This is a genomic window from Candidatus Polarisedimenticolia bacterium, assembly GCA_036001465.1.
Taxonomy (GTDB): Bacteria; Acidobacteriota; Polarisedimenticolia; order Gp22-AA2; family Gp22-AA2; genus Gp22-AA3.
Genome location: DASYUH010000006.1, coordinates 71,766 through 83,015 on the forward strand (window position 1 = coordinate 71,766; position 11,250 = coordinate 83,015).

At 67.5% G+C, this 11,250-nt stretch carries 8 protein-coding genes; 3 read left to right on the plus strand and 5 right to left on the minus strand.

The window, feature by feature from the left end:
• Positions 1-62: 62 nt before the first annotated feature.
• A complete protein-coding gene (locus VGV60_01100; protein ID HEV8699850.1) occupies positions 63-2,141 on the plus strand; it encodes a sulfatase in 2,079 nt (692 codons plus the stop codon).
• Positions 2,142-2,177: 36 nt separating this feature from the next.
• Here the strand turns inward: VGV60_01100 and VGV60_01105 are convergent, their stop codons facing one another.
• Together VGV60_01105 and VGV60_01110 are read right to left on the minus strand one after the other, a co-directional pair.
• On the minus strand, positions 2,178-3,920 hold the full coding sequence (locus VGV60_01105; GenBank protein ID HEV8699851.1) for a DUF2723 domain-containing protein: 1,743 nt from the start codon (positions 3,918-3,920) through the stop codon (positions 2,178-2,180).
• Positions 3,917-4,201 (minus strand): hypothetical protein, encoded by a 285-nt coding sequence (locus VGV60_01110; protein ID HEV8699852.1) that lies wholly within the window; start codon positions 4,199-4,201, stop codon positions 3,917-3,919. Before VGV60_01110 ends, VGV60_01105 begins: the two co-directional genes overlap by 4 nt.
• 70 nt (positions 4,202-4,271) lie before the next feature.
• Here VGV60_01110 and VGV60_01115 point away from each other — a divergent pair, with 70 nt between their 5' ends.
• Positions 4,272-5,588, plus strand: a complete 1,317-nt coding sequence (locus VGV60_01115; GenBank protein ID HEV8699853.1) for a GDSL-type esterase/lipase family protein — start codon at positions 4,272-4,274, stop codon at positions 5,586-5,588.
• Positions 5,588-7,327: a hypothetical protein gene (locus VGV60_01120; protein ID HEV8699854.1), complete on the plus strand. Its 1,740-nt coding sequence runs from the start codon at positions 5,588-5,590 to the stop codon at positions 7,325-7,327. The genes VGV60_01115 and VGV60_01120 overlap by 1 nt, the downstream gene beginning before the upstream one ends.
• A gap of 32 nt (positions 7,328-7,359) precedes the next feature.
• Here the strand turns inward: VGV60_01120 and VGV60_01125 are convergent, their stop codons facing one another.
• The 3 genes from VGV60_01125 to asnB all read right to left on the minus strand — a co-directional run.
• Positions 7,360-8,373 carry a glycosyltransferase family 2 protein gene (locus tag VGV60_01125; GenBank protein ID HEV8699855.1) on the minus strand — a complete coding sequence of 338 codons (1,014 nt, stop codon included), beginning with the start codon at positions 8,371-8,373 and terminating at the stop codon, positions 7,360-7,362.
• Entirely contained in the window at positions 8,370-9,404 is a 1,035-nt protein-coding gene (locus VGV60_01130) for a methyltransferase domain-containing protein (GenBank protein HEV8699856.1), read from the minus strand. The genes VGV60_01125 and VGV60_01130 overlap by 4 nt, the downstream gene beginning before the upstream one ends.
• The coding region (asnB, locus tag VGV60_01135; GenBank protein ID HEV8699857.1) for an asparagine synthase (glutamine-hydrolyzing) at positions 9,401-11,250 on the minus strand (1,850 nt) is incomplete at its 5' end. The genes asnB and VGV60_01130, both read right to left, overlap by 4 nt.

Below are 11,250 nucleotides of genomic sequence, written 5' to 3' on the forward strand. Positions count from 1 at the left end.
GCCTCTGCCCCCCCGCCGCGGCGGCGCCCGTTCCCCGCGGCAATCGTGTTATGTTTCCATGAATGCTGTCTCATTCCCCGGGCGTCATCTCCCGAAACGAGGCGGTTCGCCTCGCGCTCGCGACGGGCCTCTCGCTGGGGCTTGCTCTCGGGCTGCTCGACCTCACGCTGAGCCTCGTTCGGCGGCCTCCACCAGCCTTCGCGCGCCTCGCAACGGTCTGGCTTCCGCTGGCGGTCTCCTCGGCAGCGTTCTTCCTGATGATCGCTCCCGTCCTGGCGATCCTGGCGCTGCTGCCCGGATCCATCGCCCTATCCCGGAGGGTCCCGCTCCTCGTGGCATGCGCCACGGGGCTCGGCACCGGCCTTGTCCTGGCCGTCTGGCACGATCTGACCCGCCTGGAGCAGAGCGCCTCCGCACGCACCACGTCGGTTTTCGTGGCCTGCCTGTCCCTCGCGCTGGGAGCGCACGGGTACCTCCTCGCCCGGGCGACGTGGCGGGATGCGAGCGTGCCGCCGGGAATCCGAGCGGTGCTCCTGTCCCTTCCCTCTCTGATGGGGACCGTGTTCCTGTTCACCTGGGGGCGGGCCTACCTTCCGAAGCCTCGTGGATCGCCGCTCGTGTGGAACGCGGTGCTGGCGACCGCCCTGGTCGTGGTCGCGACGGTGTCCATCCGTCTCTCGCGGCGCGCCCATGTCGGCCGCTGGCTCGCGGGATTCGGCGCGCTGATCGTGCTGGCCGCTGCGGGAGCGGCCGTCCGCGGCATCAGGGTCAGCTCCCGGCAGCAATCCGGTCTCGCACAGGGGGGGGCGCATTCACTGCGAAGGGTACTCCTCCTGAGCATCGATACGCTTCGCGTGGACGCCGTCTCGGCCCTGGACCCCGGTGCGCCTCCCACGCCGAACCTGGATTCGCTGGCTCGAGATTCGATGGTCTTCACGCAGGCGTATTCTCCGGCTCCCTGGACGCTCGCGGCGTTCGTCTCCGTCATGACCGGGGTTTCTCCGGGAGTGCACGGGGTGAAGAGCCCCCACTTCCGGATCCCGGAGGCCCTGCCCACCGTGGCCGAGAGGATGCGCGATGCCGGCTACGTCACCGCCGCCATCGGGCACAATCCGTGGCTTCGTCGCGAGCATGGAATGTCCCGGGGGTTCTCGAGCTATGACGTGTGCCCGCGTGACGATCGCGGCGGCTCGCTCGGCTCGCGCCTTCTCGCCCGCCTGGCCCCCGCGCGACTCAAGCCGACCCTGAACACGGACGAGCTGACCGACCTCTCGGTGGCCTGGCTTCGCCAGCACGCGGGAGAGGATTTCTTCCTCTGGCTTCATTACTTCAAGCCCCACGGGCCCTACGAGCCTCCACCCCCCTACCGTCCCCGGGCGAGCCCCCCGCCGGGGATGGGCTACAGCTTCGGTGGCGCCCCCGAAATCCGCGTGGGATCGCTGGTGATCCTCCCGGACGGCAGGCTCTGGGCAAGACAGCTGTACCAGGGGGAGGTCCGGCTCGTGGATGACAATGTGGGAAGGGTGCTGGGGGAGCTGAAGCGGCTGGGAATTTACGACGACGCCCTGATCGTCCTGGTTTCCGACCATGGCGAGGAGTTCTGGGAGCACGGCTCTTTCGAGCATGGGCACACGCTCTACCAGGAGCTGATCCACGTTCCCTTCTTCGTCAAGCTTCCCGGGGCCAGCGTCAAGGGCCGCCGCGACGAAGCGCTCTCGACCGGGAGCTTCGCCCCCACCCTCGTCCAGCTGGCGCGACTCCCGGCAGATCCGGAAGCGTTTTCCTACCCGTCCCTGGGCGCCCTTCTGGGCGATGGAGGAACCTTCGAGAAACGGCCCACGATGAGCTCGGCACCGCTCTACTACGAAGATCGGGAATCGGTGCTCCTCGGGAAGATGAAATACATCCACTCGCTGAACTCCGAACAGCAGCAGCTCTTCGACCTGATCCGCGACCCGCTCGAGCGCCACGACGTCGCCGAGTCCTCACCGGAGGCCGTCCGGAGCGCGCGCCAGGCTCTTGCCGAGGCAGGCGACGCCGATCGCGTGCTGCGCGCCCGCTACCACATCCAGGGCGGGTCCCCCGCCGGGCTCAATCCCGGGCTTCTCGAGCAGCTTCGCTCCCTCGGCTACGTTCGATGACGCCGGGCTCGCTCGCGGCAAGGCCCGGGAGCGGCGTCAACGCCCGGTCCTTGCCAGCCATGACGAGAACGGCCTCCCGCCCCCCTCGACCCGGGCCGCCCACTCCCCGTCCAGCCGGCCGAACAACGGCCCAAGGCCACCGGTCACCCGCACGGGGGGATGAAGCCAGACGTAGACGCCGGTATCCGGAGCACCGACGATCTCGAAGGCTCGGGACGCCACGAGTTCACCCTTCCCGTCGAACTCGAATCCGAACGCCCACTCGAAATACCGCAGCCACTCGTCAGGCCGATCGTAGGCATTCAGATCTCCCAGCGCGTAGGCCGGCGAGACCAGCGCGAGATCCGCGACCAGGCATGGCCGGCCGTCGAGCCGGTACCTCTCCGGGAGCGGCTCGCGCCGGTAGAAGTAGAAGAGGGGCATCTGGGCCTCGACGAACGTCGGCCGATCGAAGTAATACCTCAGGTTCTGGCCGACCGCGTAGTCGACAACCGCCACGCAGTCCGCAGGAACGCGGGAGGCCAGCAGGGCCGCGTCCTGGTAGGCGGGGCCGCGCGATCGGTGATAGGGAAGGATGGTCGTGCCGGCATTGCTCAATCCGAGCAGGCCGATGCCGGATAAGGCCGCGGCGAGCAGCATCCGCCTCCTGCCGGGGGAGGGCCGGCGGTCCTCGAGCAGGTCCCTTCCAAGAAGAGCCAGGAGGAGCGCCAGCGGGACGAGCGGAATGATGAAGAACTCCTTTTCACCTGGGAACCACCAGAGATAGAAGGCGTAATGGGTGGCGAGCCAGATGACGAGAAATCGCCGCGTCACATCGTTCGTCCGCCCTGTCAGGGCCTGCCTCAGGTGCCAGCCGAAGAGCAGCGCCAGCGACAGGGCGAACCCCGGGATGGCCACGAATCGCAACGACCACGGGAAAGTCGTGATGTCCCGGAGCTGACTGTGGACGAGCCTCCCGGCTCCCATGACGCCGACGTTGCGCCATGTGCCCCAGCCCGGACTGGGATGATAGGCATAGGTCAGGCAGAACCGCAGGAACCCACGGATCCCCCGCTCGGCCTGGAGCCCCAGGCTCGCCGCGGCGTACTGATTCGCATCGGAGAACCGGAACGCCGCCACATACCCGCTCAGGACGGCCAGTCCCGCCAGCCCGAAGATCACGACCAATCCTCGCCGGTCCTTCCGGCCGCCGGCCATGAGGTAGTAGGCGAGCGGGACACAGAAGATCAGATTGGCCTGATGGTAGAAGACGGCCATTGCCAGCAGGCCGGCAAGGACGAGGTGTTGGCGAAGCGACAGCTGCCGGTCCCGGCAGCGGACCAGGATGGAGGCAATCAGCGCCAGGCACCCCATCGCGGGGACGTAGACTTCGAGCTGCGTGGAATACAGCCAGAAGCCCCGGCACACGAGAAGACCCAGCGCCGCCAGGAACGCGCCCGTATCGGCTCCGAGGATCTCCCTCGCCACGACTTGGGTGGCGACCAGGACCGTCACCGCCCACAGGAGGTTGTGGATCTGCCCGGCTACGATCGAGTCCGGCGAAGGCGACAGAAACGCTAGAACCAATCCGAGCAGGCGCACAATCGGCGTGAAGAGCAGGTGATGCGGATGGAACATCCCGCGGGCCGTGCGGGCGGCCAGGGCGTAGTCGAGACTGTCCGCCGTCTGCTCGGATGCCCGAAGCGCAAACAGGAGGATGAAGGCGAGACAGGCCAGGGCCGCGAGGAGAATTCCCCGGCGGCGGCCGTCGGGGGATGAATCGGTGCGCCCCGGATTCACCGTCTCGCCTCGAGGAACTGGAGGATGTGCGTCGCGAGCCATTGATCCCCCCTCTCGCAGAAGTGCTCGTCGCATGGACATGGCAGTCCGTTGCCCAGGTTCTTCGCCACCGACCAGTCCGGGTAGTGCACCACGTAGAGGCGACCGAGACCGGGAATGCCGAGCGCCGCATCACGTCGCCAGAACAGGTGCTCGGCGGATCGCTCCGCGTCCGCGGGGGGCCTGCCCAGCTCGCGCCCGAGGAACCCCCGAAGAGCGGCCTCCCCCAGGATGAGGGTCATGGCCTTGGCGTCATCGCCGCTCGATCCTCGATTGCGCAGAGCGTAAAGAGTCTGCTATTTTACCGACCGGGTGAGAAAGTTCCTGGTCCTTCTGCTCCTGGGCGCATCGTCCCTGCTGGTCGCGATTCTGACCGCGGCGGGAGGATCGCGCCGGCCCTGGAGCCCCTTCTCCCTGCTTTGCCTCGCCTGTCATCTTGTCCTTATGGCGGCTTTGGTCGTGTCCATCGTCTGCTACAGGAGGCACACGGCCTGGATCCAGAACGCGTGGCTGGCCGTCCTGGCCTCGAGTCTCAGCCTAGTGACGTTCGACGCCGTCGCGAATCGCCTGAAGGATGTGAACCGCTACGCGCGGATCCAGCCGGATCCCATCGTGCACCATCGACTCTGGCCGGACACGACGACGCGGCTGCAGAGCGAGGATTTTCTCGCCACGCTCCACGTGAACCGTTACGGATTGCGCGGTCAGGAGCCGGACGTTCCGAAGAAGAAAGGGACCTGCCGTCTCGTCATCCTCGGAGACTCCTTCACCATGGGAGAGGGGGTCTCCGACGCGCAGGCCTTCCCCGCCATCCTGGAGACGTCCCTCGCCGGGCGGTTGCCTGTCGAGGTGGACGTGGTCAACGCCGGGGTGGACAGCTACTCTCCCGTTCTCTCCTACCTCGACTTGCGTGAGCACCTCCTGCGCCTCGAGCCGGATGCGGTGGTCCTGAGCCTGGACATGAGCGACCTGCTCCAGGAGCAATACTACCGATCCCTGGCCACCTACGGTCCAGGGGGAGAAATCGTCGCGGTCCCGAACCCCCGGCTGCGAGGCCGGATCACCGATTGGATGGATGACTGGATCAAGCGCAACCTCTACTTCCTGCGGTTCGCCTACCTCGAGGGCCAGAGACGGCTCGACCCGGAAGAAAAGATGGAGGCGGTCATTCAGCGCCGCAATGGAGATCTTCTGGCCTACACCCTGGCAGGCGATGCGGTGGACCGATCACGGCAATGGGGGGATCTCTTCGACAGCATCGTCAGGATCCACCTGCTATGTCAGCGAAAGGGGACCCTGTTTTTCCTGGCAATCTATCCCTGGGGCCACCAGGTGAGCGGACAGGAATGGGTTCCCGGCCGCTCCTACTGGATGCCCCGCGATGCCGTCGCATCGGACCGGGTCTTCGACACCATCCGCCGGGAATGCGCTGACAGGGGCATTGCCCTCATCGATACTGTCCCCGCCTTCCGAAGCTATCGGGGCGACAAGCCTCTCTTCTTTCGACATGACATGCACTTCACCCCCGAAGGACACCGGGTCATGAGCGATGCGCTGCGGGATCCCCTTATTCAAGCCCTTCTCCCCGCCCTGCGCCCCCGGGCCGCAAAGAGTCCGGGTATTTCGTAATGGAGGGAAAACCGCAGGCCCCGACTTCGCCCTCCCCTCAGCCGACACCGGGATGGGAGCTCGTCGCCTGCCTCCTCCTTGCTTGCGTCGTCCTGGGAGCCTCCCAGATTCCGACATTCTGGGGTCTTCGGGCCCAGAATCGCGCCCTCTATCCCGACCGGGTCTTCAACGGAGCGCCGGCGACCTACGCCGACGAGGCGGCCACCTACTGGAGCTGGATGCGCCAGGCACGGGACGGCCGGTTCTTCCTGACCGACCTCTACACCCCGGAGGATCACCCGCGAAACTACGTGAACCTTCTCTGGTGGACTCTGGGCTCCATGTGCCGTCTGACCGGCTGGAGCGTGGTCGCCGTCTACTCCGGAGCCCGCATCCTGCTCGGAGCGCTCCTCATGCTCTCGCTGTTCCGGCTTGCCGGACGTCTCTTCGCCCGCCCCGGAGAGCGCCTGGCCTGCTTTCTGGTTCTCCTCCTTGCCGGCGGCTGGGAAGGATTCTTCCGCATCCTGGGCCCGCTGCCGGGAGTGCCGAGGCTGGGGAGCCCAGCCTGGTGGATGCCGGAAATCAGCACGTTCTTCAGCCTCATGCTCTTCCCCCACTTCCTGGCCGGATTCCTCTGCATGGTCGCGGGAACCCTCGCCATGATCAAAGGATGGTCGCCGGAGCCGCGACCAGCGAAGCGGAGGGCGTGGTCTTCCGTTGGAGCGGGGCTGGCCCTGGCGCTTCTGACCTTCTTTCACCCTTACGACGCGGTCTCTCTCATGGGCGCCCTCTGGACGGCGCCGCTTCTATTCGGGCTGCTCGACCGGCGATGGCCCTTTCCGGAGTGGAAGCAGTCCCTGATCGCCTCGGCGGTCTGGCTCCCCTCGTTCCTCTACAACTTCGCGGTCTTCACCGCCAACCCGGCGATGCGCGCGTGGGACGAGCAGAACCTGATGCCCACTCCCATTCCGAAAAGGCTGATCATCTGTCTCGGCGCCGGGCTCCTGCTGTCCTTCCTGGCCCTGCTGGTCCCACGGAAGCTGAGCCACGCCCACCTGGTCATGGCGGCATGGCTTCTCTCGACGCTGGTGATCATCCATCTCCCGCTCCGTTTCCAGCGGCGGATGATGGGGGGCATCCAGTTTCCGCTCGCCGCGCTGGGCGTGGCGGGAGTGGCCTACGTCATCGTGCCGCTTCTGCAGGCGCTGATTCAAAGCGGAGCCCGGCGAGGCGGGATTCCGGACCGGTCGGGCGGAGTCTGCCTGGCCCTGGTCGTATTGATGAGTCCTGGATGGTGCGCCACGCCCCTGTATCTGCTCCGCGATGAATGGGCGAGCGTCCGTTCCGGAGCCTATCCGGCCTGGCTGCGGCAGGAGGAGGTGGCCGCGTTCCGGTTCCTGGAGAAGCGCGCGCCACCCGATTCGCGAATCCTCGCCTCCTACGAAATGGGGAACTGGGTGCCGCCCCACACCGGACTGCGCTGCGTCCTCGGCCATTACGCCCTCACCATCGATTCGGAGGGGAAGAAGAGGGACATCGCGAGGTTCTTCTCGGCGGGGACGGAGGCGGACGGCTGGCGCCGGGAGGCTCTCGGGCGATGGAATGTCGGTTACGTCCTGTTCAGCGAGTCCGAGCGCGCCCTGGGGGGATTCGACCCGTCGACCCGCCCATGGCTGGCCGAGGTCTTCGCCACCGGAGACGATCCGCACCGGGCCGTGCGCGTCTATGCGGTTCGCCCCGCTCCGGTCGCGGCCGACTGAGCAACGCCGTGGCGCCGGGATGATCGCGGCGATCAGTCCCGCTTCCGTACCGGCTCGCCTTCCGGCGGCCCGGCCTCCGGTCCCGCCCGGTGGATTTCCTTGATGACATAGATCGGCTTCTGCTGCGACTCGTAGTAGGTCCGGACCGAGATCTCGGCAAGAAGCCCGAGAAGGAGGCTCTGCCCTCCCAGCATCACGAACAACGCCGAGAGCAGCAGGAGGGGCGACTGGATGAAGCTCACGCCCGTGGTGAACTTCAGATAGCTCAGGACGCCCATCGTGAGGACACCCAGCGCCCCGAAGGCAAGCCCCAGCGCGCCGAAGGCGTGCAGCGGCTTGGTGCCGTGCGTCCCCAGGAAGCGCACCGTCACCAGGTCGAGCAGGACCCGGTAGGTCCGCCAGAGGCCGTACTTGGATTCCCCCTTGGTGCGCGGGCGATGACGGACCGGTATCTCGCCGATCCGGGCCCCCACCCAGTGGGCCTGGGCCGGGAGGAACCGGTGCATCTCGCCGTACAGAGTCATCTGCTCGACGACCTCCCGCCGGTAGGCCTTGAGCGTGCAGCCATAGTCGTGCAGCGCGACCCCGGTGACGACGCCAATCAGCCAGTTCGCCGCCCGCGAGGGGAGCCGCCGCGAGAGAAACGGGTCGACCCGGTTCCGCCGCCAGCCGCTGACGACATCGTGACCGTGGGCCACCTCCTCGAGCACCCGCGGGATGTCCGCGGGGTCGTTCTGGAGATCTCCATCGATCGTCACGATCACCCCGCCCCGGGCATGATTGAACCCGGCGGCCAGGGCGGCCGTCTGTCCGAAGTTGCGCCTGAGCCGGATGACCGACACGAGGCCCGGATGGGACCCCTGCGCCTCCCGGAGCCGCTCGTACGTTCCGTCGGTGCTGCCGTCATCGACGTAGAGGACCTCCCAGGCCCCTCCCCCGCCGCCGGCGGCCGACATGGCGGAGACGATCTCCGCATGCAGCGCGTCGACGTTGTCTTTTTCGTTGAACATGGGAACCACGATCGACACCCTCGGCGGCTGATTCATGGCCTCCCACCCGAGGCGACCCCCGCATCCGCGGCATCAGGCAGCATGCCGTATCCCCTCCAGCTGTTCCGGTTGTGCCATCCGATCGCGACGTCGCGCGCGCCGACGCTACGGTACCACCGCTCGACCACCTCGCGCCGCAGATAGTGCGCGACGGGCGCCGCCAGATGATCGTGGACGATGTGATGGATCTCCCGGAAGGGAAAACCGCTGATGTACGCCATGTACGAGTCATATGGCAGGATGCGCCGCATCCAGGCCAAACGGGCGCGCCTGGCCGGCCTGTAGGCGGTGACGAGCCCCAGCCAGAGCGGCACGGCGACCAGGAAGGACATGGCATGCAGCACGCGCGGCGGAAGCCTCGAGGTCAGGCGGACCCTGAGGGGCGACACGATCTTCGCGATCCAGGCGTTGTTCTCGGCGCCATAGACCCAGACGGAGAGAGCCCCTCCGGGCCGGACCTTCCCGGCGAGCGCCATGAACCCCGCGGACGGATCGGGCAGATGATGCAGCACCCCCACGGAGAAGGCGTAATCGCACGACCCCGGCCGCAGCGGCAGCCTGAGCAGGTCAGCCTGGACGATGTGGGCGGCCTCCTGGTCGCGCGTGTTGTCGAATGCCACGTCCACCGCCTCCGAGAGGTCGACCCCGATGACCGCCGCGGCGCCGTACCGCGACGCCAGGCGCGTGTGCCTTCCCTTCCCGCAGCCCCCCTCCAGGACCACCCGGCCGCGGAAGGCCTCCGGCCCGGCCGGCGCGATCCAGTCCAGGAACTGCCGCTCGTGATGGTCGTCGATCCGGGAGAAGGCCCGCCACTCCCATCCGAAGGCGGACGCCGTGCGGACGGACTCCTCCGTCCGCGCGGGCCCGACGAAGCGCGGCACCCCTCGGTTCACGGGATACGTCGCACCGCAGCCCCGGCAGCGCAGATCCCCTTCCATCACCTCGGCCCCCCGGGAGGCCGTCGTCGCCAGATCGAGCCGCCCGTAGCAGGAGGGGCAAGCCAGGTGCTCGAGCAACGAGAGCTTCACGCGGCCGCGCCCCTTCCCCAGTGGTCCTGCCAGAGCTGCAGCATCAGCAGGGTCCAGATCGGCTTGCGATGGTCATGCCGCCCCTCGAGGTGATCCCGGATCAGGACGGCGACGGCGGCAGGATCCAGGATCCCCTGCCTCTTCAGCCGCTCGGGGGCGAGAAGATCGAGCATCATCCCGCGCAGCGGCCCGCGCAGCCATTCGGCCACCGGGATTCCGAACCCCTTCTTCGGTCGACCGACGATCCCCGGGGGCAGCCAGGGCTTCATGGCGCGCTTGAAGATGTGCTTCGTGGTCCATCCCCGCAGCTTCCACGAGGTCGGCAGGCGGCCCACGAGCTCGACGAAGCGGTAATCCAGCATAGGCGCCCGTACCTCGAGCGAGCAGGCCATGCTGGCGCGATCGACCTTCACCAGGACGCCGTCCTGGAGGTACATCTTCAGATCGACGTACAGGAGCTTCCCGAGCAGGTCGGGCGCGGGGGCGCGGTCCATGTGCCGTCTGGCTTCGTCGAACAGATCGGTCGTCGCGAGCTCCTCCCTCAGCTCCCGGCGCAGGATCGACAGCGCCTGGGTGCCCGAGAACGACCCGAGCCAGATCTGGTTCCTTATCGCGGGCGGGAGCCCTGCACCGCTGATGAATTTCTTGGCCTTGAAATCCAGGCTGATGTTGGCTCGCGAGACCGGGAGCCTCCGCACCAGCGGCTCGATGAGCCCGGAGCGGAGAGCCGCCGGCAGCCGGTCGTAGACAGCCGCCAGCCGATGCGCCTGGTAGGTGGGATATCCCGCCAGAAGCTCGTCCCCCCCGTCCCCTCCCAGGGCGACCGTCACCTTCTCCCGCGTGAAGCGGGAGAGAAGGTACGTGGGAAGGATGGATGCGTCTCCCAGCGGCTCGTCCATCGTGGACGCGAGGGCGGGCAGGATGTCGAGCATCTCCGCGGGCGTCAGGAGCCGCTCCTCGTGGCGGGTGCCGAAGTGGCGGGCCACGCTCTGAAAGTGGACCGACTCGTCGAACGACGGCTCCTTGAAGGCCACCGAGAAGGTGCGGACGCTGCCCGGCGCGGCGCGCGACATGCAGGCCACGATCGATGTCGAGTCGATCCCGCCGGACAGGAAGACCCCGAGGGGCACGTCGGACATCAGGCGGCACCTGACCGCCTCGAGCAGCGTCTGCCGGATCGTCTCTTCGACCTGCGCGGCGGGTGGCGCCGCCCCTGTCCGAGGCTCCGGCGCCGGCTGCGCCGGCATGTCCCAGTACGGGCGCTCGGTGAACCGGCCCGCCTCGAAGATCCCCAGGTGCCCGGGGCGGAGCTTCCGGATTCCCCGGTAGATCGTCCCGGGACACGGAACGTATTCGTGCACGAGGTAGCGCGCGACCGAGGCATGGTCGAGCTCCGCTCCGACCGCGGGATGGCGCAGGAGCGCCTTGATCTCCGAGCCGAAGACCAAGGCCTCTGGCGTCAGCGCATAGTGCAGCGGCTTCTTCCCCAGCCGATCCCGGGCCAGCAGGAGGCGCCGCTTTCCGCCGTCCCAGAGCGCCAGCGCCGCCATGGCGTTGATGGCCGTGACGAATTCATACCCCCGCTCTTCATAGAGGTGGACCAGCACCTCGGTGTCAGAGCGCGTCTTGAAGCGATGCCCCCGGGACATCAGGTCCTCCCGCAGCTCCAGGTAGTTGTACACCTCGCCGTTGAAGACGACCCAGATGCTGCCGTCTTCGTTCGAGATCGGCTGATGGCCGGTCTGCAGATCGATGATCGACAGGCGCCGCATGCCCAGGGCGACCCCCGCCTGCACATGGAACCCCTCGTCGTCGGGGCCGCGATGAACGAGGGCGTCGGTCATCG